Origin of the sequence: Pseudomonas kairouanensis, from assembly GCF_004682055.1 — a bacterium.
In the GTDB taxonomy this organism is placed as follows: domain Bacteria; phylum Pseudomonadota; class Gammaproteobacteria; order Pseudomonadales; family Pseudomonadaceae; genus Aquipseudomonas; species Aquipseudomonas kairouanensis.
This window is the reverse complement of sequence record NZ_QUZU01000051.1, coordinates 20,904-41,884: the sequence shown is the minus strand read 5'-3', so window position 1 is coordinate 41,884 and position 20,981 is coordinate 20,904. Positions and strand designations below refer to the sequence as shown.

Genomic DNA, 20,981 nt, shown 5'->3' with positions numbered 1-20,981 from the left:
GTAAGGGTGACCGGCGCCTGGCCCTTGACCTTGATCTGTTGCTCGGTGCTGCTCATGTCGGCCCACTGGTCGTGGTACCAGACCTGGTTGGGGTTGGCCGGGTTGACCTTTTCGGCGATGAGGTCGAGGTCATCGTTCTGGAACATGGTCAGGCTCCAGCCGAAATCCAGGTTGTGTCCCAGGAACGCCATTGGCACCAGCGCGTTGTGATAGCCATACAGCTCAAAGCCCGGCGCCGACAGCTGCGCCTCGTACCACACCGACGGCACCGAGAAGCGGATATGCGGGTCGCCCGCCAGCAACGGCTTGCCGCTCTGGGTGCGGCTGCCGCTGATGGCCCAGGCGTTACTGCCCTCGAACTGCGGCAGACCGTTGTCGGCCAGGGCCTGCTCGCTCAGGGCAGCGAGGGCGCCGAGGCTTTGCCAGTCGCTGGCGGCGAGGTTGAGGGCGCCCTTGGGCTGCCAGTCCAGGTCAAAGACTTTGAGGTAATCGCTGCCCAACTGGTCGCGCACGTAAGTCAGCAAAGGCTCCGTGCGAAACGCCGCAGCAAAGCTGTAGGCCATGTACCCGGCAACGCTGATGCTGTCTTCGGCGGTAAACGGCCGCTTGGGGATGCCCAGCACGTCGAACTCCATGGGGCTGGCGTGGCTGTCCTGATACTGGTTGATGCCGTCGAGGTAGGCTTGCAGGGCCTTCCAGTGGGGCGACTCATGGTCCAGCTGGGCGACGTAAGTGGCAGCACGCTCGCGGATGCGCAGGCTGCGGAACAGTTTGTCGGTGGCCAACACCTTGGGGCCCAGCACCTCGGCCAGTTCGCCTCGGGCCAGGCGGCGCATGATCTCCATCTGGAACAGCCGGTCCTGGGCCTGTACGTAGCCCAGGGCGCGATACAGGTCGCTCTCGTTTTCGGCGCGGATATGGGGCACGCCACGGTCGTCGTAGTGCACCGTGACCGAGCCTTGCAGGTTGGCCAGCGTCACCGTGCCCTGGCGGGTCGGTTGCTTGCTGTAGACGTACACGCCTGCGCCCAGGGCAAGCACTACCACCAGCACCGCGAGAACCTGCAAGACGCGCTTCATGAACTTTCCTTAGTAACAATGGGTAGCGGCCTACTGACCTTTAGGCCACGAACAATAGCAGCCCACCGCCAGGGTGTGGGTGGCGTTCACTTCGCGTCCGGCTTCAAGGGCCTTGAGGATGGGTTCGATAAAGCTGTTGCTGGCATTGCACGTCAGCCCTTCGCTGTACGGCCCAAAATACGCGAGCTTGCCGGTGCGATCCCAGATCCCCACGGCAGGGCTCGCCGGCACCTGGTCGGCGCCGGGCAGGGTGGTGAGGGTTTTCAGGTTGCGCAGGTTGTCGGGCAACTGCCCGTGACTGCCGGGCTTTTGCAGGGCGTAGAACTCGACACCCTGGGGCGCGTAATGCTCGATCAGCTCGCCCAGGTGCTGCTGGTTGCCGACATTGCACGGACAGGCCGGGTCCCAGAAGTGCACCAGGCGGATTGGCCCGGGGCCCGCCAGTTCAGGTGGCAGTTTTAGCGGGTCGCCGGAAAACACCGCCGTGTGTTCGCTGAAGGCCCGCAGGTAGCGGCCCTGGAACCAGTCATAGGCCGCCCACAGCACGCCGGCGCAGATGACCAGGATCAGGCTGGCGAACAAAGCGGAACGGTAGGGCGGTCGCATTCAGATCAATCCTCGAAGGTCGCGTAGCTTGCCATGCTTGTCCTGACAGATGAATATCGCAGCTCGATATTCATCTTCGCCGTAGTCTGGAAGCCTTTATGCCTGTCACCTTTGACCCCGATCATCTGCGCGAAAGCTTGCGGCCCCTGGTGGATGCGCAACCGCTCAGCGCCGAGGCGCGGGTCTACCAGCGTTTCTACGGGCTGGACCAGGCTGCGAGCCGCCTGGGGCGTTTCGAGGTGGATGGGTTTGAGGTGGTGGCGCAGGTCTGGTGGCCATCAACGCCGGTTGCAACGCTGTTTATGTTTCATGGCTTCTACGACCATATGGGGCTGTACCGCCATGTGGTGCGCTGGGCGTTGGACCAGGGTTTTGTGGTGATCGCCTGCGATTTGCCGGGGCATGGATTATCCAGCGGTGCACGGGCCAGCATCGATGATTTTGCGGTGTACCAGCGGGTGGTGCAGGCGCTGTTCGCCCAGGCCAGTGCGCTGCAATTGCCCCAGCCGTGGCATCTGTTCGGGCAAAGCACCGGCGGGGCGGTGGTGGTGGATCACTTGCTCAACCATGGCGCCGACAGCCCGGCCCAGGGCAAGACCTTTCTGCTGTCGCCCCTGGTGCGGCCGCGGTCGTGGGGTTGGTCGCAAGTGAGCTATTACCTGCTGCGCCCGTTCGTCAAAGGCATTGCGCGGCGGTTCAGCGATAACACCAACGATCCGGCGTTCAGGCCGTTCCTGGAAGCCGACCCGCTGCAACCGCGCATGCTGCCGACTGCCTGGGTGGGCGCGCTGGCTCGCTGGATCAAGCGCATCGAAGCCGCCCCGCGCAGCTCGCGACGGCCGGTGATTGTGCAAGGTGAGGAGGATATGACGGTGGACTGGCAGCACAACTTGCAGGTGCTGCGGGGCAAGTTCGATCAGCCTGAGGTGTTGATGCTCAAGCGGGGCAGGCATCATTTGGCCAATGAAATTGCGCAGATTCGCCAGGAATACTTCAAGTATTTGACGGACCACCTGTAGGAGCGAGCTTGCTCGCGAAAAACGCAAGTGCACCGCGTTGACTCAGGTGCCCCGCGTAATCGTTGACGGTCTTCGCGAGCAAGCTCGCTCCTACAGGGTTTGGCCGACTGCAAGGCCTGCGCGAATCGCCGCCAGCGCGGCCTGGTAATACGCCTTACCCTCTGGCGATTCGGCAAAGGTGGCGAATTCTTCCAATTCCGGGTCCGACAAATCCCGATAGACATACAGCAACGTGTTGTTTAGATCCTTATCGATCTGCTGCATCAACCGCTCGCGCTGCCCATTCAACATCCCCTGCGCCTGACCGCCGCCCAGCAGGCCGGGAATCATTTGGCTCAGGCTGTCAGCGGCAACACCGGCAATCGCCAGGCTCACTTCGGCCCCGGCTTCACGCGCTGGCAGCGCTTGGGCCAGGTGACCGATGATCAGGCTGCGGGTAGCGTCGGCTTCGATCTTCGGCAAGCCCTGGGCGTTCTTTGCCAACTGGTCGCGACGGGTGGCCAGCAACTCAGCGGCAACGATCTTGCGGCCCAGCGGTGACTGAAAAAATGCCAGGGCCGGCTTGGGGTCCGCCAGGTTCTTGCGCAACTGCGCCTCGGCACGCTGGTCCACGGCCTGGGCGGCAAAGCGTTTATTGCTGTTGTCCACCAGTGCCTGGTACACCGCCGGCGGCAGGCTGTTGCGGTAGCGTTGCTGGGCGGCGCTGAGGGCGTCATTGAAATGCGCACGCTGTTCGGCCCAGCCGGCGACCTTGTACAACTGGTCATGGCCGTCTGCCCAGGCGGGCAAAACGCAGAACATCAGCAAGGATAAAAACAAACGACGCATTAGGGACTCCTGTCAGTCGGCCACTATTGTCCGTGTCGGGCGTAGGATTTGTCGAGAAATCCTATCGGTCACCTGATTAAAGTGTATTCACACGCTCGGCGGCGCTGTCGGATTCACAGGCGTATAGATACTATGCGCGCCATGCAAATACCCCTAGATCACCCGCTGCTGCAATGTATTGTCGACGACCTCGCCGAAAAAGGCTGGTCCCGCCAAGACGGATTCCTGCCCCAGGCTCTGACCCTGGAACTGGCGGCTGAGTGCCGTAAACGTGCGGCCGAGGGTGAACTGGCCCCGGCGGCGGTGGGACGCGGCCCGGCTCAGGAGATTCGCGAGGGCATTCGCGGGGACCATATCCAGTGGCTGGAAGACGGCGACGCAGCGGTCTGCGACACCTACATGGCGTTGATGGACAGCCTGCGCCTGGCAATGAACCGTGGCCTGTTCCTGGGCCTGGAAGACTTCGAAAGCCACTTTGCGATGTACCCGCCAGGTGCGTTTTACCTCAAGCACCTGGACCGCTTCCGCGATGACGACCGGCGCATGGTGTCGGCGGTGATCTACTTGAACGACGCCTGGCTGCCCGAGCACGGCGGCCAGTTGCGCATGTACCTCAAGGATGGCGTCGAATACGATGTAAACCCCACCGGCGGTTGCCTGGTGGTGTTTTTGTCCGGGGAAGTGCCCCACGAAGTCATGCCCGCCACGCGCGAACGCCTGTCCCTCACCGGCTGGTTTCGCCGGCGGGGTAACGAGCCGTTTTGAGCATGCAAAAGATTCTGATCAGCCGCTGTCTGCTGGGGCACAAGGTGCGCTACGACGGCGGCGCCAGTGGGCCGTTCGACCAGTTGGCCGCGTGGCAGGCGCAAGGGCGGGTAGTTGCGATCTGCCCGGAGGTCTCCGGTGGTTTACCAACGCCGCGCCCGCCTGCGGAGATTCCCGGCGGGCAGGGCGTGGAGGTGTGGGAAGGGCGGGCCCAGGTGCTGACCGCCGAGGGGGAGGATTTCAGTGCCGCGTTCATGGATGGCGCGCAACAGGCGTTGGCGTTGGTGCAGCGCCATAACATCCGCATTGCTGTGCTCAAAGCCAATAGCCCGTCTTGTGGGAATTTGTTGACCTACGATGGCACCTTCTCAGGTGTGAAAGTGAGCGGCGAAGGGGTGACGGCGGCGTTGCTCATGCGCCATGGGGTGCAGGTGTTCAGTGAGCTGGAGCTGCCCGAAGCGGCGCAAGCCCTGGCCCTACTCCCAAGCCTAACCTAGTTCAAAATGTGGGAGGGGGCTTGCTCCCGAATGCAGTGTGTCAGTATCAGATGTGCTGGCTGACACACCGCTATCGGGAGCAAGCCCCCTCCCACATTTGGATCTACTGCGTCTTGGCGATGGGTGTTTCACCCTCAAGCCACTTCTGCGCCAACGCCTTCAACCGCCCATCGGCCTTCACCCGCTGCAACGCCTTGTCCAGGCTTGCCTTGAACGCCGGGTTACCCTTCTGGAACGGAATCGCTAATTGCGGCTTCTCGTTATACGTCTCACTGAAATCGAACCGATCCTGCAGCTCGGCAGTCAGAGCGATATGGTTGATGGCCACGTCGTACTTGCCGGTTTCCACCCCCGGCAGCAGGTCGGCGTCATCGGTGGTGATAAACGAGGGGCGTACGTCCATCTCTTTAGCCAGTTGTTCACCCAGTTCCACTTCAAAACCGGTTAGCTTGTCGCCTTCCTTGAAGTTGAACGGCGGGGTATTGGCTTCAAGAGCGATGCGCAGTTCACCGCGATCGTTCACATCGTCGATCAATTCGGCGTGAGCCAGAGGGCTCATGAGGGGAAGCAAAAGTAACAGGCCAGGCGAAAAGCGCATGGTCACTCCTAGAAATTTCGAATGTGCGAGGCGCCGTTCAGCATCGCTTTGCTATGGTGTTGAGTGCCTTGGACAGCAATTTGTCGCGAAGTTGTCATAACCCTACAGATTTCACAGAAAAACTGGAGAAGCGAATGAAAGCCCTTTTGTCCCGTGCAACGATTGCCAGCCTGCTGCTGGGTACCTCGATGTTGGCCAGTGCCGCAGACCTTCCTCGTACGCCTGCGCCCAAAGGTGCCGAAGTGTTTATCGTCTCGCCAAAAGATGGCGCTACCGTCGACAAGACCTTCACCGTCAAGTTTGGCGTAAAAAACCTGGACCTTGAGCCGATCGACAAGCAAGTACCGAATGCCGGTCACCACCACTTGCTGGTAGACCGGGACGTACAGTCGCTCAAGGCCGGCGATCCGATTCCAGCCGATGCCACCTCGATCCACTTTGGCAAGGCACAGACCGAAACCGAACTGACGCTGACCCCAGGCAAGCACACCTTGCAACTCGTAGCAGGCGACAATGTGCACCGCCAGTTCGAACCCACTGTAGCCTCGAAAGTCATCACCGTTAACGTCAAATAAAAAAAGGGAGCCCCGTGAGGGGCTCCCTTTTTTCTGTAGGAGCGAGCTTGCTCGCGAAGAACCTCAACGATGACGCGTTCATTCTGGATAAACGCGGCGTCTGTGAGTTTTTCGCGAGCAAGCTCGCTCCTACGACCCGTGGTGCGCTGTTAGAACAACACGCGGCTACGAATGGTGCCGTTGATGTGCTGCAGCTTCTCTTGGGCCAGGTCCGAGTACTCGGCATCGACGTCGATGACCACGTAGCCGACCTTCTCGTTGGTCTGCAGGAACTGACCGGAGATGTTGATGCCGTTTTCCGCGAACACCTTGTTGATCTCCATCATCACGCCAGGAATGTTCTGGTGGATGTGCAGCAGGCGGTGCTTGCCAGGGTGAGCCGGCAGGGCCACTTCCGGGAAGTTCACCGACGATACCGAGGTACCGTTGTCGCTGTACTTGACCAGCTTTTCCGACACTTCCAGGCCGATGTTGGCTTGGGCTTCAGCGGTGGAACCGCCGATGTGCGGGGTGAGGATCACGTTGTCCAGGCCACGCAGCGGGCTTTCGAAGATGTCGTCGTTGGAGCGTGGCTCCACCGGGAACACGTCGATGGCAGCGCCGATCAGGTGCTTGTCCTTGATCGCGTCGGCCAGGGCATCAAGCTCGACCACGGTGCCACGGGCAGCGTTGATCAGGATGCCGCCTTTCTTGATGGCGCGGATTTCCTTCTCGCCGATCATCCACTGGGTCTCAGCGGTTTCCGGAACGTGCAGGGTCACGATGTCGGACATGCCCAGCAACTCGGTCAGGCTGGCCACTTGGGTGGCGTTGCCCAATGGCAGCTTGGTCAGGGTGTCGTAGAAGAACACCTGCATGCCAAGGCCTTCAGCCAATACCGACAGCTGAGTACCAATGGAGCCGTAACCGACGATACCCAGCTTCTTGCCGCGGATTTCGAAGGAGTTGGCTGCGCTCTTGATCCAGCCGCCACGGTGGCAGGAAGCGTTCTTCTCAGGAATGCCGCGCAACAGCAGGATGGCCTCGGCCAGCACCAGCTCCGCAACGGAACGGGTGTTGGAGTACGGTGCGTTGAACACCGCGATGCCGCGCTCGCGGGCTGCGTTGAGGTCGACCTGGTTGGTGCCGATGCAGAAACAGCCGACAGCCACGAGCTTCTTGGCGTGGTCGAAGATCTCTTCGGTCAGCTGAGTGCGGGAGCGAATGCCGATGAAGTGCGCATCGGCGATCTTTTCCTTGAGTTGGGCTTCCGGCAGAGAACTGGTGATGTACTCAATGCTGGTGTACCCGGCGGCTTTCAGAACGTCGACAGCCGATGGGTGGACGCCTTCCAGAAGAAGGAACTTGATCTTGCTCTTATCGAGAGAAGTCTTGCTCATCTGCGTAAACCTGTATCCCGGAGAAAAATGGCAGGGAATCGAGCAGCACAGAGCTGACCCGGACGGCAGGAAAGCCGTCACCGCAGAAACGCCTTTGGGCTCTGTCCTGCGGGGGCGGTATGCTAGCATACGCGCCCCGCAAACACTCATTCCTGCGACGTGAAGCGTTCTCAGGATGACCATGAATTGTTCGAGAGTTCTGTCGATGACCCATCCTGCCCTGATTGATGAGCTAAAGACCCTGGTTGAGCCTGGCAAAGTGCTGACCGATGCAGACTCCCTGGAGGCTTACGGCAAGGATTGGACCAAGCACTTCGCACCCGCGCCGACCGCCATCGTCTTCCCCAAGACCATCGAGCAGGTCCAGGCCATTGTGCGTTGGGCCAATGCACACAAGGTGGCGCTGGTGCCATCGGGCGGGCGTACCGGCCTGTCGGCGGCAGCCGTAGCCGCCAATGGCGAAGTAGTGGTGTCGTTCGACTATATGAACCAGATCCTCGACGTGAACCTCACCGACCGCACCGCCGTGTGCCAGCCGGGCGTGGTTACCAAGCAATTGCAGAACGTCGCTGAAGAGAAGGGCCTTTACTACCCGGTGGACTTCGCTTCGTCCGGTTCCAGCCAGATTGGCGGCAATATCGGCACCAATGCCGGCGGGATCAAGGTGATTCGCTACGGCATGACCCGCAACTGGGTGGCCGGCATGAAGGTCGTCACTGGCAAGGGTGACGTACTGGAACTGAACCGCGACCTGATCAAGAACGCCACCGGCTACGACATGCGCCAGCTGTTTATCGGCGCCGAAGGCACCTTGGGCTTTGTGGTCGAAGCCACCATGCGCCTGGACCGTGCGCCGAAAAACCTCACCGCGATGGTGCTCGGTACCACCGATTTCGATTCGATCATGCCGGTCTTGCACGCGTTCCAGAGCAAGCTGGACCTGACCGCCTTCGAATTCTTCTCCGACAAGGCCCTGGCCAAGGTCATGGGCCGTGGCGACGTGCCGGCCCCGTTCGAAACCGAGTGCCCGTTCTACGCGCTGCTGGAATTTGAAGCCACTACCGAAGAAGTCGCCAACCACGCGCTGGAAACCTTCGAGCACTGCGTGGAGCAAGGATGGGTGCTGGACGGCGTGATGAGCCAGAGCGAAACCCAGCTGCAGAACCTGTGGAAACTGCGCGAGTACATCTCCGAGACCATTTCCCACTGGACCCCGTACAAAAACGATATTTCGGTCACCGTCTCCAAAGTGCCAGCGTTCTTGAAGGAAATCGACGCGATCGTCGGCGAACATTACCCAGACTTCGAAATCGTCTGGTTCGGCCACATCGGCGACGGCAACCTGCACTTGAACATCCTCAAGCCGGAAAACCTGAGCAAGGACGAGTTTTTCGCCAAGTGCGCCACCGTGAACAAGTGGGTATTTGAAACCGTCGAGAAGTACAACGGTTCGATCTCTGCCGAACACGGCGTGGGCATGACCAAGCGCGATTACCTGACCTATAGCCGTTCGCCGGTCGAAATTGAATACATGAAGGCAGTCAAAGCGGTGTTTGACCCGAACGGGATCATGAACCCAGGCAAGATCTTCGCTGTTTAAGCCCCTGAAGGAGTCGTTCCATGAGCTATCAGCACAAGTATGTCGACGGCACCAACATCCACTTCCCCGTGGGGAAAGTGGTGTGTATTGGGCGTAACTACGCCGAACATGCCAAGGAACTGGACAACCCGGTGCCGACCGAGCCGCTGCTGTTCATCAAGCCGGGCAGCTGTGTGGTGGCGTTGGAGGGTGGTTTTGCCATTCCTACCGAGCGCGGTTCGGTGCACTACGAAGCGGAAATCGCGGTATTGATCGGCAAGCCGTTGTCGACCAAGCCCAGCCGTGAAGAAGTGCTGGACGCCATCTCCGGCTTCGCCCCGGCCCTGGACCTCACCCTGCGCGACAAACAGGCCGAGCTAAAAGCCAAGGGCCTGCCGTGGGAAATCGCCAAGTCGTTCGACGGCGCGGCGGTGATTGCCCCGTTTGTGGTGGGCAGCACCTTCCCGGACCTGACCGACATCGGCATCCGCCTGACCATCAATGGCGAAGTGCGCCAGGATGGCAACAGCGCGATCATGCTCAACCCGATCATCCCGATGATCCAGTACATGGCGGGTTGCTTCTCGTTGCAGGCGGGGGACGTGATCCTCACCGGCACCCCGGCTGGCGTGGGCCCGCTGAATGTGGGGGATGAGCTGGTGTTGGAGTTGTCGGGTGTGAATCGCTTCGAAAGCCAGGTTCGCTGACCAAGACCTGTGAGGTCAAAAATGTGGGAGGGGGCTTGCCCCCGATGAGGGTGTATCAGTGCCATATGTGCTGACTGATCCACCACTATCGGGGGCAAGCCCCCTCCCACATTGGTTTGTGTTGACTCATAAGATCCGGCACTTTGCATTTTTTTCACACATCATCCGGATAATCCTTCGCTCTTAACGCAGACTTCCCGGAAAAAGCGCCCCATGGCCATGCCACTCCCTACCGTCACCCCCAAGCCGCGTTCCCGCTTCGCCCTGCGCTGGTATTCCTGGCTGCTGTTGACGGGAGTGGTGGTGTATGGCGTTGCCTGGGCCATGCATTGGGATGATCGCGGCTTGCTGTGGGTGGCCGAGCGCTTCGAAACCCCCGCCGAGCGCCAGGAAAGTGTGTGGCTGCCCGACTATCACGTAGTGATCGACGCCAAGGTGTTGCCGGGCATGGAGAAGGACGAGGCTTCGGACGTCTCCTACAACCCTCAGACCAAAACCCTGTTTTCGGTGATGGGCAAAAACCCGTTCTTGGTCGAACTGAGCCTGCAAGGCGATGTGTTGCGCAAGATGCCACTCAACGGTTGGGATAACCCGGAAGGCGTAACGGTCATGGAAAACGGCCTGATGGCCGTGGTCGATGAGCGTCAGCACCTTCTGACCGTCATCAAGGTGGATGCCACCACCGCCCAACTGAACAAGGCCGACTTCCCTAGCTACGACCTGGGTCCGTCCAACAACCAGAACAAAGCTTTCGAAGGCGTTACCTGGGACAAGCGCAACCAGCAGATCGTGCTTGGCGAGGAGCGCCCACCCGCGTTGTTCACCTGGAAAAGCGATGGCAGCCAGACCCTCGTGGGTGACAAACAAAAGCTGACCAGCACCGAGTTGGACATGCGCAACCTATCGGCCCTGGCGGTGGACCCGCGCACCGGGCACCTGCTGGTGCTCTCGGCGGATTCCCACCTGCTGCTGGAGTTGGATGAAAAGGGCGAGCAAGTCAGCTTCATGACCCTGCTTGGCGGCTTCAATGGCCTCAAGGACACCATTCCCCGGGCGGAAGGGGTGACCATGGATGAGGCTGGCACGCTGTACATGGTCAGTGAGCCAAACCTGTTCTATCGTTTCGAGAAGCAGAAATAGCAGACGGGTTACGTCAGATATTTCTCTAGTAGCGGCATTCGCCAGACATCCGGGCGCGTTTAAGTTTAAATTCAGACAGGCGTGATATTCATTCGCCACTTTTGACTTTGAGCCTCGCCCCATGCGTCGATTCGCCCGTCCCAAACCCGTTCTACTGACGCTTGCGCTGATCGCCCTGATCAGTGCCGGGGCCGTTGCACAGCATTTTCGTCTGTTTGAGCGTGCCTGGTTCAACTTCCAGGCCTGGCGCCAGCCTTCCGATGAGCGTTCCATTGGCCTGGCTGATTACCAAGTGGCCCTGGAAGCCAAGGTGATCGAAGGTCTGCAAGACGACGTCTCAGCCCTCACCTACGACCCCGTGCGCAAAAGCCTGTTTACCGTCACCAATAAAAACCCCGAACTGATCGAGTTGTCCCTTCAGGGCGATATCCTGCGGCGCATTCCGTTGGTGGGGTTTGGCGATGCCGAGGCCGTGGAATTTATCAGCGAGAACATCTATGTGATCAGTGATGAGCGCCAGCAGCGGCTGATCAAGGTGCATGTGGACGATGACACCCAGTTCCTCGACGCCGCCGATGCGGAGCAGATGACCCTGGGCCTGCATGTGGGGGGCAACAAGGGCTTTGAAGGCCTGGCCTATGACTCAGTGGGCAAGCGTCTGTTCGTGGCCAAGGAGCGCGACCCGATGCTGATCTACGAGGTCCATGGCTTTCCCCATTTCAAGCCCGAAAAAACCTACTCGGTGCATGTGATCAACAACCCCAAGCGCGATGCCGGGTTGTTTGTGCGTGACCTGTCGAGCCTGCAATACGATGAGCGCAGCGGCCATTTGCTGGCATTGTCGGATGAGTCGTTTCTGGTGCTAGAACTGGATATCGATGGTCGGCCGTTGAGCAGTTTGTCGTTGCTCAAAGGGCGCCATGGCTTGAAGCAGCGCGTGCCGCAGGCCGAAGGGATTGCGATGGATGATGACGGTAACTTGTACCTGACCAGTGAGCCGAATTTGTTCTATGTCTTCAAGAAACCGAGTTCCTGAATTCAATTCTTGAGCTCACTGCGGGCCCCATGTGGGAGGGAGCAAGCCCCCTCCCACCTTAACCTGCTACAACTTTGGGTTTTGCATCAGGCCTTGAGGGTTTTAACGCCTTCAGAGGTGCCCAGCAGCAACACATCCGCCGGACGCGCTGCAAACAAACCATTGGTCACCACACCCACGATGGCGTTGATCTGGGTTTCCAGTTCCACGGGGTTGGTGATCTGCATATTGAACACATCCAGGATGATGTTGCCGTTATCGGTCAACACACCCTCACGGTAAACCGGGTCGCCGCCCAGCTTCACCAGCTCGCGGGCCACATGGCTGCGGGCCATCGGGATCACTTCCACCGGCAATGGGAACGCGCCGAGTACCGGCACCAGCTTGCTGGCGTCGGCGATGCAGATGAATGTTTTGGCCACGGCCGCGACGATCTTCTCGCGGGTCAGGGCTGCGCCGCCGCCTTTGATCAGGTTCAGGTGCGCGTCGCTTTCATCGGCGCCGTCCACGTAGAACTCAAGGTCACTCACAGTGTTGAGCTCGTACACCGGAATGCCGTGGCCTTTGAGGCGTGCAGCGGTGGCTTCGGAGCTGGCCACGGCGCCGTCGAACGCGCCTTTGTGCTGGGCCAGCGCATCGATAAAGCAGTTGGCAGTGGAGCCGGTGCCGACACCGACGATGCTCTTGTCGTCGAGTTTAGGAAGGATTAAATCGACAGCGGCCTGGGCCACTGCCTGTTTGAGTTGATCCTGGGTCATGCGGGCTCCGGAACGGGCGGGGAGTTAACGAGGGGCGCGAGTATAACCCAACAAAACCTCTGGATTCGTGTGGTCGCCCGGCCAAAAGCCGGGTTAGACTCCTTGGCCCTGCCAAACCGTGAAAGTAGATGCCCGCCGATGCTTGAACAGTACGTCAAAAAGATCCTCACCTCGCGCGTTTACGACGTTGCGGTAGAAACCCCGCTGCAGACCGCCCGCCAGCTCTCCGAGCGGTTGGGCAACAAGGTCTGGCTCAAGCGTGAAGACTTGCAGCCGGTGTTCTCGTTCAAGATTCGTGGCGCCTACAACAAGCTCACCCAACTGACCAGCGAGGAGCGCGCCCGTGGCGTGGTCACGGCCTCGGCGGGCAACCACGCCCAGGGCCTGGCCCTGGCGGCCAAGGTGCTGGGGGTGAAAGCCACCATCGTGATGCCCAAGACCACCCCCGAGATCAAGGTCGAGGGCGTGCGCTCCCGTGGCGGCAAAGTGGTGCTGCATGGTGATTCCTTCCCGGAAGCCCTGGCCTACTCGCTCAAGCTGGTCGATGAAAAAGGCTACGTCTACATTCACCCCTACGATGATCCCCACACCATTGCCGGGCAGGGCACCGTGGCGATGGAGATTTTGCGCCAGCACCCAGGGCCCCTGGACGCGATTTTCGTCCCCGTAGGCGGTGGCGGGCTGATCGCCGGTATCGCGGCGTATGTGAAATACCTGCGTCCGGAAATCAAGATCATTGGCGTAGAACCGGACGATTCCAACTGCCTGCAAGCGGCGCTGGCCGCTGGCGAGCGCGTGGTGTTGCCGACTGTCGGCCTTTTCGCCGATGGCGTGGCGGTGGCGCAGATCGGCCAACACACCTTCGATATCTGCAAAGACTATGTGGATGAAGTGATCACCGTGAGCACCGATGAAATCTGTGCAGCGATCAAGGACATCTACGATGACACCCGCTCCATCACCGAGCCTGCGGGCGCGCTGGGCGTGGCCGGTATCAAGAAATACGTGGAGACCCGTGGCGTTACCGGGCAAACCCTGGTGGCCATCGACTCCGGCGCCAACGTCAACTTCGACCGCTTGCGCCATGTGGCCGAGCGCGCCGAGCTGGGTGAGGGCCGCGAAGCCATCATCGCCGTGACCATCCCCGAGAAGCCGGGCAGCTTCAAGGCCTTTTGCGAGGCTGTGGGCAAGCGCCAGATCACCGAGTTCAACTACCGCTTCCACTCCGGCAGCGAGGCGCACATCTTTGTCGGCGTGCAGACCCATCCGGAAAACGACCCGCGCAGCGCGCTGATCGCCAGCCTGACCGAGCAGGGTTTTCCGGTGCTGGACCTGACCGAGAACGAGCTGGCCAAGTTGCATATCCGCCATATGGTCGGTGGCCATGCGGCCCACGTCAGCAATGAAGTGGTGTTCCGCTTCGAGTTTCCGGAGCGTCCAGGGGCTTTGTTCAACTTCCTGCACAAGCTGGGCGGGCGCTGGAATATCTCGATGTTCCACTACCGCAACCACGGTGCGGCAGATGGCCGTGTAGTGGCTGGCCTGCAAGTGCCGGCGAACGAGCGCCACCTGGTGCCTGCAGCGCTGGAGGCCATTGGCTACCCATACTGGGATGAAAGCGATAACCCGGCCTACAAGCTGTTCCTCGGTTGAACAGCTACGCTGATGGGGCGGCCTTTAAGGAAGACGACACATGGAAACCCTGACCACCCTGAAAGTTATCCACATCGCGGCCACTGTGTTGCTGCTGCTCAGTGGCCTGGGCCTGGCGCTGCTGGCCTGGCGCAAGCGCAGCGCCGGTCCGGCGGTTACCGTGCAGCGCCCCTGGGCGTTCGTGTGGTTGCTGATGGGGGTGTGCGTGGTGAGCATGCCGTTTACCGGTTGGTGGCTGGTGCACCTGGTTGGCTGGCCGCTGGGGCAGACCTGGATTTTGGGTTCCAGCATCCTTTATACGGTGGCGGCGTTGGCCTGGTTCTGGCTGGTGGCGCGGCTAAACCGGCTGCGTAAAGGCGAGGGCGGCAGCCTGAATTTCACTCTGGTGCTGGCCGTGGTCAGTCTGGTGGGGTTTTTGGCGATTGCGGGGTTGATGGGCGCCAAGCCCGTGTAGGAGCGAGCTTGCTCGCGAAAGGCGTCAACGATAACGCGGGTATCCTGGATACACGCGGTGCTCTCGGGCTTTTCGCGAGCAAGCTCGCTCCTACAAGGGAAGGTGTCAGCTGCGCAATGTAATCACCGGCCATCCACGCTTTTCAGCCTCGGCCCGCAAATTCGGGTCCGGGTCTACCGCCACCGCATGCGTCACCTGCTCCAACAGCGGCAAATCATTCATCGAATCGCTGTAGAAATAGCTGTCTTCCAGACTGAATCCGGTCTCTTCCAACCACCGGTTCAAACGCGTCACCTTGCCTTCACGGAAGCACGGCACATCTGTGCTGCGCCCGGTGTAGCGGCCGTTTTCCATCTCGCATTCGGTGGCGATCAAGGTGTCCACGCCCAGGCGTGCGGCAATCGGCGCGGTGACGAAACGGTTGGTGGCGGTGATGATCACCAGCGTGTCGCCGGCGGCGCGGTGCTTTTGCAGCAACTCCACGGCCCGCGGCAGCATCAGCGGCTCGATGCAGTCGCGCATGAAGTCACGGTGCCACTCATCCAGCTGGGCCATCTCGGTGCGGCCAAGGATTTCCAGGCTGAAGTTCAGGTAGGCCGCCTGGTCCAGCTTGCCGGCCAGGTAGTCCTGGTAGAACTCGTCATTGCGAGCCTTGTAGGCGATAGGGTCGAGAATCCCGCGTTCACACAGGTAATCGCCCCAAGCGTGATCGCTGTCACCGCCGAGGAGGGTGTTGTCCAAGTCGAATAAAGCCAGGCGCATTGCAGTTACTCGCTGAAAAGTCTGTAAAAAGGCGTCCAGAATACGGTCTTTTCACAAGAGTGCACATAAGGTAAGAAGCCTCGTTGCCGCTTCATCAACCTTTGTGGAACAATGCGGCGACATGCGTTTGCGAGGTTGTTGCCGTGATCGACCCCGATGGTTTCCGTCCTAATGTCGGGATTATTCTTACGAATGATGCCGGACAGGTGCTATGGGCTCGCCGAATCAACCAAGATGCCTGGCAGTTTCCTCAAGGTGGAATCAACCCCGACGAAACCCCTGAAGACGCCTTGTACCGTGAGTTGAACGAAGAAGTCGGCCTTGAGCGCGAAGATGTGCAAATTCTGGCCTGTACCCGTGGCTGGTTGCGTTATCGTTTGCCGCAACGCCTGGTGCGTACCCACAGCCAACCGCTGTGTATCGGCCAGAAGCAGAAATGGTTTCTCCTGCGCCTGATCTCCAATGAGCAGCGGGTGCGGATGGATTTAACCGGTAAACCGGAGTTCGATGGCTGGCGCTGGGTCAGCTATTGGTACCCGTTGGGCCAGGTGGTGACATTCAAGCGCGAAGTTTATCGTCGCGCGCTCAAAGAGCTTGCCCCGCGCCTTTTAGCGCGCGACTGACGACGGAGTTCGACCCCGAGCCATGCTCAATACGCTGCGCAAGATCGTCCAGGAAGTTAACTCCGCCAAGGATCTCAAGGCGGCGTTGGGGATTATTGTGTTGCGCGTCAAGGAAGCCATGGGCAGCCAGGTCTGCTCGGTTTACCTGCTGGACCCCGAGACCAACCGTTTTGTGCTGATGGCCACCGAGGGCTTGAACAAGCGCTCGATCGGCAAGGTCAGCATGGCGCCCAATGAAGGTCTGGTGGGCCTGGTGGGGACGCGTGAAGAACCCCTGAACCTCGAACACGCCGCCGATCACCCGCGTTATCGCTACTTCGCCGAAACCGGTGAAGAGCGCTACGCCTCGTTCCTCGGTGCGCCGATCATTCACCACCGCCGCGTTGTCGGCGTGTTGGTCATCCAGCAAAAAGAACGCCGCCAGTTCGACGAAGGTGAAGAAGCCTTCCTCGTGACCATGAGCGCGCAGCTTGCAGGTGTAATTGCCCACGCCGAAGCCACCGGCTCGATTCGCGGCCTGGGTCGCGAAGGCAAGGGCATCCAGGAAGCCAAGTTTGTCGGCGTGCCAGGTTCGCCGGGCGCTGCGGTGGGTACGGCGGTGGTCATGTTGCCGCCGGCGGACCTGGATGTGGTGCCGGACAAAACCGTCAAAGACATCGACGCTGAAATCAAGCTGTTCAAGACCGCCCTGGAAGGCGTGCGCGCCGACATGCGCAACCTGTCGAACAAGCTGGCCACCCAGTTGCGCCCCGAAGAGCGCGCGCTGTTCGACGTGTACCAGATGATGCTCGACGACGCGTCCCTGGGTAACGAAGTCAAGACCGTGATCAAGACCGGCCAGTGGGCCCAGGGCGCACTGCGCCAAGTGGTCACCGATCACGTCAACCGTTTCGAAATGATGGATGACGACTACCTGCGCGAGCGGGCCTCGGATGTGCGTGACCTCGGTCGCCGTCTGCTGGCCTACTTGCAGGAAGACCGCACCACCAACATGGTCTTCCCCGACAACACCATCCTCGTCAGTGAAGAACTGACCGCTACCCAACTTGGCGAAGTACCGGAAGGCAAACTGGTGGGCCTGGTCTCGGTACTCGGCTCGGGCAACTCCCACGTCGCGATCCTGGCCCGTGCCATGGGCATCCCGACGGTGATGGGCCTGGTGGACCTGCCGTATGCCAAGGTCGATGGCATCGACATGATCGTCGATGGCCATCGTGGTGAAGTGTTTACCAACCCCAGCGATGTGTTGCGCAAGCAATACGCCGAGGTGGTGGAAGAAGAGAAACAACTGGCCCTGGGCCTGGACTCGCTGCGCGAACTGCCGTGCGTGACCACCGATGGCCACCGCGTGCCGCTGCTGGTCAACACCGGCCTGCTGGCCGACGTGGCCCGTGCGCAACAGCGTGGCGCCGAAGGCGTGGGGCTGTATCGCACCGAAGTGCCGTTCATGATCAATCAGCGCTTCCCGAGTGAGAAGGAGCAACTGGCGATCTATCGCGAGCAACTGCAAGCCTTTCACCCGTTGCCGGTGACCATGCGCAGCCTGGATATCGGCGGCGACAAATCGCTGTCGTACTTCCCCATCAAGGAAGACAACCCCTTCCTGGGCTGGCGCGGTATTCGCGTGACTCTCGATCACCCCGAGATTTTCCTCGTCCAGACCCGCGCCATGCTCAAGGCCAGCGAAGGCCTGAACAACCTGCGTATCCTGTTGCCGATGATCTCCGGCACCCATGAGCTGGAAGAGGCGCTGCACCTTATCCACCGTGCCTGGGGCGAAGTGCGCGACGAAGGCGCCGACGTTCCGATGCCGCCAATTGGCGTGATGATCGAAATCCCGGCAGCGGTGTACCAGGCCAAGGAGCTGGCGCGGCAGGTGGACTTCCTGTCGGTGGGTTCCAACGACTTGACCCAATACCTACTGGCCGTTGACCGTAACAACCCACGGGTAGCCGACCTCTACGACTACCTGCACCCGGCGGTGCTGCAAGCCCTGCAACATGTGGTGCGCGACGCCCATGCCGAAGGCAAGCCGGTGAGCATCTGCGGCGAAATGGCTGGCGACCCGGCAGCGGCGGTGCTGTTGATGGCGATGGGCTTTGACAGCCTGTCGATGAACGCCACCAACTTGCCGAAGGTGAAGTGGATGCTGCGCCAGGTGGATTTGGGCATGGCCAAGGATTTGCTGGCGCAGTTGATGACCATCGACAACCCGCAAGTTATCCACAGCTCGTTGCAGTTGGCGTTGAAGAACCTGGGGCTGACGCGGATGATCAACCCGGCGTCGGCGAAAACCCTGTAGGAGCGAGCTTGCTCGCGAAAAACATTAACGATAACGCGGGGTATCTGGTTCCCCGCAACGCTCTCAGGTTTTTCGCGAGCAAGCTCGCTCCTACAGGTTGAGTTCTACCTCACCCAATCGCCCACCATGGGGCCCAAAACTGCGCTCCACCATCCTGCGCGACCCATCCGCATTCACAATCAGCGCCGTACTCGCCCGCGTCCCATAACTGGGGCTGGCAATAAACACGCTGGATAACAGGCTCTCCGTCGCCAACCCCACGCCGGTATCCGGCAGGTCTGCAAACGGCGCTGTCTGGGGATCACTCAAAATCTCCAGCAAGGCCTCCGGTTGCGGATCTTCCAGCGCCGCGCTCAATGCCGCCTTGGCCTTGAGCAACTTGGGCCATGGCGTATCCAGCCCGGCGTTGGACAATCCATACACCCCGGCCTTCAAGGGCGTCGGCTCCGTTTGATTGGCGTTGTAATGCCACAACTCATCCCGCGTGCCGACTAGCAGGTTAAACCCGGCATATTCAATCGAACGGCCGTTAACGTCGGCTAAATAGTCTTCGATCGGCAAGGTTCCATTGAGGAAGCGCGCCACCAATTCCCCGCGCGATTTACGTGCCGGCGGCTGGTGCGGGTCGCGGATATTGGTCAGGGCGGCAAAGCGTCCATCGGCATTGACCCCAAGCCAAGTCCCCCCCGCTTCCTGATCGCGGCCGGCGTAGACGTCGGGGGCATCCAGCCACTGGGCCAGCGGCAGGCTGGGGCGAGCGTAGAACTCGTCACGGTTGGCCGCGACGATCAGCGGTTGGGCATGGCCCGGCCGCCAGGCGAAAACAATCAGGCACATCAGGCGATCCCTTTTGTGTTTTTTGCCACTCTACGCACTCAAACAGAGGCGTTCCATCGTATCCAGTTGGGTCGCATGCCTTCCATCCGTTAACATGCCGCACTTGTCTGGGGGGCTCCCATGGAATTTCTGCTGTATTTGGCGCTGGGCGCCTGTGCAGGCGTACTCGCCGGGCTGTTCGGCGTGGGCGGCGGGATCATCATCGTGCCGGTGCTGGTGTTCAGCTTCACCTTGCAGGGCTTTGACCCGCAGGTGCTGACGCACCTGGCCGTGGGCACTTCGCTTGCGACCATCATCTTTACCTCGGTCAATGCCGTGCGCGAGCACCATCGGCGTGGCGCCGTGCGTTGGCCGATCTTCATGTGGATGACCGTGGGTATCCTGATCGGCGCGGGCTTTGGCGCGCTGACGGCCGAGGCGATTTCCGGCCCCAATTTGCAGAAGGTCATTGGTGTATTTGCCTTGGTCATCGCCGTGCAGCTTGCCCTGGAGGTCAAGCCCAAGGCCAGTCGCACGGTGCCAGGCAAGGTCGGCCTGACCCTGGCCGGCACGGTGATTGGCTGGGCCTCGGCGATCTTCGGGATCGGCGGCGGCTCGCTGACCGTCCCCTTCCTGACCTGGCGCAGCGTGCCGATGCAGCAGGCCGTGGCCACCTCGTCGGCCTGTGGCCTGCCGATTGCCGTGGCCAGTGCATTAAGTTTCATGATTCTGGGCTGGCATGACCCGCTGTTGCCCGCTCATAGTCTAGGGTTCGTGTATTTGCCGGCGCTGTTGGGCATTGCCCTGACCAGCATGGTGTTTGCCCGCTTCGGTGCACGCCTGGCGCACAAGCTGTCGCCGCGTTTGTTGAAGCGGCTGTTTGCCGGGCTGCTGTTTTGCGTCGGTTTGAACTTTTTGTTGTAACGCAGCCTTAATCGCGCACGGGCATGGTCCCGAACGCCATAACGAATGATTTAACGAGGAGTCGCAATGCTGCCTTACCCGCAGATCGACCCGGTGGCCCTGGCCATCGGTCCGCTGAAAATCCACTGGTACGGGTTGATGTACCTGATCGGCATCGGCGGTGCCTGGTTCCTGGCTTCTCGACGCCTGAACCGCTTCGACCCCACCTGGACCAAGGAAAAACTCTCCGACCTGATTTTCTGGTTGTCGATGGGGGTGATCGTCGGCGGGCGCCTGGGGTATGTGTTGTTCTACGATTTGTCCGCCTACATCGCCAACCCGACGCTGATCTTCGAAGTGTGGAAGGGCGGCATGGCGTTCCACGGTGGGTTTATTGGCGTGATGATCGCCGCCTGGTGGTTTGGTCGCCGTAACGGCAAGTCGTTCTTCCAGTTGATGGACTTCGTCGCGCCCATGGTGCCAATCGGCCTGGGTGCCGGGCGTATCGGCAACTTCATCAATGCCGAGTTGTGGGGCAAGCCGACTGATGTGCCGTGGGCCATGGTGTTCCCACCTTTCAGCGACCCGGCGCAACTGCCGCGCCATCCGTCGCAGCTCTACCAATTCGCGTTGGAAGGCGTGGCGCTGTTCCTTATCCTCTATATCTTCTCGCGCAAGCCACGCCCCACCATGGCGGTGTCGGGCATGTTCGCGCTGTTCTACGGGATCTTCCGCTTTATCGTCGAGTTCGTGCGCGTGCCGGATGCGCAGCTGGGCTACCTGGCGTTCGGTTGGGTGACCATGGGGCAGATCCTCAGCCTGCCGATGATCCTCGGTGGCCTGGGCTTGCTGTGGTGGGCATACAACCGCCCGCAACCTTTGAAGAACACCGCGCTTTAAAT

Annotated in this window: 22 protein-coding genes; 14 read left to right on the top strand and 8 right to left on the bottom strand. The window is 60.5% G+C overall.

Annotated elements, in window-relative coordinates; all coding sequences use genetic code 11:
- Both DYL59_RS27285 and DYL59_RS27280 read right to left on the bottom strand, forming a co-directional pair.
- The coding region (locus tag DYL59_RS27285; protein WP_135291935.1) for a penicillin acylase family protein at window positions 1–1,079 on the bottom strand (1,079 nt) is incomplete at its 3' end.
- Between the two features lie 30 nt (window positions 1,080–1,109).
- Window positions 1,110–1,685, bottom strand: a complete 576-nt coding sequence (locus DYL59_RS27280; RefSeq protein ID WP_135291934.1) for a DUF6436 domain-containing protein — start codon at window positions 1,683–1,685, stop codon at window positions 1,110–1,112.
- A gap of 98 nt (window positions 1,686–1,783) precedes the next feature.
- On the opposite strand from DYL59_RS27280, the gene bipL reads away from it, so the two are divergent.
- Entirely contained in the window at window positions 1,784–2,704 is a 921-nt protein-coding gene (bipL, locus tag DYL59_RS27275) for a phospholipase BipL (protein WP_135291933.1), read from the top strand.
- A 90-nt stretch (window positions 2,705–2,794) separates the two neighbouring features.
- Here bipL and DYL59_RS27270 read toward each other — a convergent pair whose 3' ends face one another.
- On the bottom strand, window positions 2,795–3,532 hold the full coding sequence (locus DYL59_RS27270; RefSeq protein WP_135291932.1) for a DUF2059 domain-containing protein: 738 nt from the start codon (window positions 3,530–3,532) through the stop codon (window positions 2,795–2,797).
- A 132-nt stretch (window positions 3,533–3,664) separates the two neighbouring features.
- Here DYL59_RS27270 and DYL59_RS27265 point away from each other — a divergent pair, with 132 nt between their 5' ends.
- Both DYL59_RS27265 and DYL59_RS27260 read left to right on the top strand, forming a co-directional pair.
- Window positions 3,665–4,297 (top strand): 2OG-Fe(II) oxygenase, encoded by a 633-nt coding sequence (locus DYL59_RS27265; protein ID WP_135291931.1) that lies wholly within the window; start codon window positions 3,665–3,667, stop codon window positions 4,295–4,297.
- Window positions 4,298–4,299: 2 nt separating this feature from the next.
- Window positions 4,300–4,794 (top strand): 2-thiouracil desulfurase family protein, encoded by a 495-nt coding sequence (locus DYL59_RS27260; protein ID WP_135291930.1) that lies wholly within the window; start codon window positions 4,300–4,302, stop codon window positions 4,792–4,794.
- Between the two features lie 103 nt (window positions 4,795–4,897).
- Here the strand turns inward: DYL59_RS27260 and DYL59_RS27255 are convergent, their stop codons facing one another.
- Window positions 4,898–5,392: a transporter substrate-binding domain-containing protein gene (locus DYL59_RS27255; protein ID WP_135291929.1), complete on the bottom strand. Its 495-nt coding sequence runs from the start codon at window positions 5,390–5,392 to the stop codon at window positions 4,898–4,900.
- Between the two features lie 134 nt (window positions 5,393–5,526).
- Between DYL59_RS27255 and DYL59_RS27250 the strand changes: the two genes are divergently transcribed.
- Window positions 5,527–5,967 carry a DUF4399 domain-containing protein gene (locus DYL59_RS27250; protein WP_135291928.1) on the top strand — a complete coding sequence of 147 codons (441 nt, stop codon included), beginning with the start codon at window positions 5,527–5,529 and terminating at the stop codon, window positions 5,965–5,967.
- Window positions 5,968–6,116: 149 nt separating this feature from the next.
- Here the strand turns inward: DYL59_RS27250 and serA are convergent, their stop codons facing one another.
- Window positions 6,117–7,346 carry a phosphoglycerate dehydrogenase gene (gene serA, locus DYL59_RS27245; protein ID WP_003195214.1) on the bottom strand — a complete coding sequence of 410 codons (1,230 nt, stop codon included), beginning with the start codon at window positions 7,344–7,346 and terminating at the stop codon, window positions 6,117–6,119.
- Between the two features lie 205 nt (window positions 7,347–7,551).
- Between serA and DYL59_RS27235 the strand changes: the two genes are divergently transcribed.
- The 4 genes from DYL59_RS27235 to DYL59_RS27220 all read left to right on the top strand — a co-directional run bounded on the left by DYL59_RS27235 (window position 7,552) and on the right by DYL59_RS27220 (window position 11,808).
- The gene (locus DYL59_RS27235) at window positions 7,552–8,946 is read left to right on the top strand and encodes an FAD-binding oxidoreductase (RefSeq protein ID WP_135291927.1); all 1,395 of its coding nucleotides are present in this window, start codon (window positions 7,552–7,554) and stop codon (window positions 8,944–8,946) included.
- A gap of 20 nt (window positions 8,947–8,966) precedes the next feature.
- The gene (locus DYL59_RS27230; RefSeq protein WP_135291926.1) at window positions 8,967–9,632 is read left to right on the top strand and encodes a fumarylacetoacetate hydrolase family protein; all 666 of its coding nucleotides are present in this window, start codon (window positions 8,967–8,969) and stop codon (window positions 9,630–9,632) included.
- Window positions 9,633–9,845: 213 nt separating this feature from the next.
- Window positions 9,846–10,772, top strand: a complete 927-nt coding sequence (locus DYL59_RS27225) for an SdiA-regulated domain-containing protein (protein WP_135291925.1) — start codon at window positions 9,846–9,848, stop codon at window positions 10,770–10,772.
- Window positions 10,773–10,893: 121 nt separating this feature from the next.
- Window positions 10,894–11,808 (top strand): SdiA-regulated domain-containing protein, encoded by a 915-nt coding sequence (locus DYL59_RS27220; RefSeq protein WP_135291924.1) that lies wholly within the window; start codon window positions 10,894–10,896, stop codon window positions 11,806–11,808.
- A gap of 86 nt (window positions 11,809–11,894) precedes the next feature.
- Here the strand turns inward: DYL59_RS27220 and rpiA are convergent, their stop codons facing one another.
- On the bottom strand, window positions 11,895–12,566 hold the full coding sequence (rpiA, locus tag DYL59_RS27215; protein WP_017253881.1) for a ribose-5-phosphate isomerase RpiA: 672 nt from the start codon (window positions 12,564–12,566) through the stop codon (window positions 11,895–11,897).
- A gap of 138 nt (window positions 12,567–12,704) precedes the next feature.
- Between rpiA and ilvA the strand changes: the two genes are divergently transcribed.
- Window positions 12,705–14,219 carry a threonine ammonia-lyase, biosynthetic gene (gene ilvA / locus DYL59_RS27210; protein ID WP_135291923.1) on the top strand — a complete coding sequence of 505 codons (1,515 nt, stop codon included), beginning with the start codon at window positions 12,705–12,707 and terminating at the stop codon, window positions 14,217–14,219.
- A gap of 40 nt (window positions 14,220–14,259) precedes the next feature.
- Window positions 14,260–14,673: a DUF2269 family protein gene (locus tag DYL59_RS27205; RefSeq protein WP_135291922.1), complete on the top strand. Its 414-nt coding sequence runs from the start codon at window positions 14,260–14,262 to the stop codon at window positions 14,671–14,673.
- 105 nt (window positions 14,674–14,778) lie between these two features.
- Here DYL59_RS27205 and DYL59_RS27195 read toward each other — a convergent pair whose 3' ends face one another.
- Window positions 14,779–15,435 (bottom strand): histidinol-phosphatase, encoded by a 657-nt coding sequence (locus tag DYL59_RS27195; RefSeq protein WP_135291920.1) that lies wholly within the window; start codon window positions 15,433–15,435, stop codon window positions 14,779–14,781.
- A gap of 143 nt (window positions 15,436–15,578) precedes the next feature.
- On the opposite strand from DYL59_RS27195, the gene DYL59_RS27190 reads away from it, so the two are divergent.
- Complete coding sequence (locus DYL59_RS27190; RefSeq protein WP_003176750.1) at window positions 15,579–16,058, top strand: RNA pyrophosphohydrolase; 480 nt, start codon at window positions 15,579–15,581, stop codon at window positions 16,056–16,058.
- A gap of 22 nt (window positions 16,059–16,080) precedes the next feature.
- The gene (ptsP, locus tag DYL59_RS27185) at window positions 16,081–18,360 is read left to right on the top strand and encodes a phosphoenolpyruvate--protein phosphotransferase (RefSeq protein WP_135291919.1); all 2,280 of its coding nucleotides are present in this window, start codon (window positions 16,081–16,083) and stop codon (window positions 18,358–18,360) included.
- 90 nt (window positions 18,361–18,450) lie between these two features.
- Here ptsP and DYL59_RS27180 read toward each other — a convergent pair whose 3' ends face one another.
- Entirely contained in the window at window positions 18,451–19,197 is a 747-nt protein-coding gene (locus DYL59_RS27180; RefSeq protein ID WP_135291918.1) for an NRDE family protein, read from the bottom strand.
- A gap of 120 nt (window positions 19,198–19,317) precedes the next feature.
- Between DYL59_RS27180 and DYL59_RS27175 the strand changes: the two genes are divergently transcribed.
- On the top strand, window positions 19,318–20,100 hold the full coding sequence (locus tag DYL59_RS27175; protein ID WP_135291917.1) for a sulfite exporter TauE/SafE family protein: 783 nt from the start codon (window positions 19,318–19,320) through the stop codon (window positions 20,098–20,100).
- Window positions 20,101–20,166: 66 nt separating this feature from the next.
- Window positions 20,167–20,979, top strand: coding sequence for a prolipoprotein diacylglyceryl transferase (gene lgt, locus DYL59_RS27170; RefSeq protein WP_010207296.1), 813 nt, complete (start codon window positions 20,167–20,169; stop codon window positions 20,977–20,979).
- The last annotated feature ends 2 nt before the right edge of the window (window positions 20,980–20,981 follow it).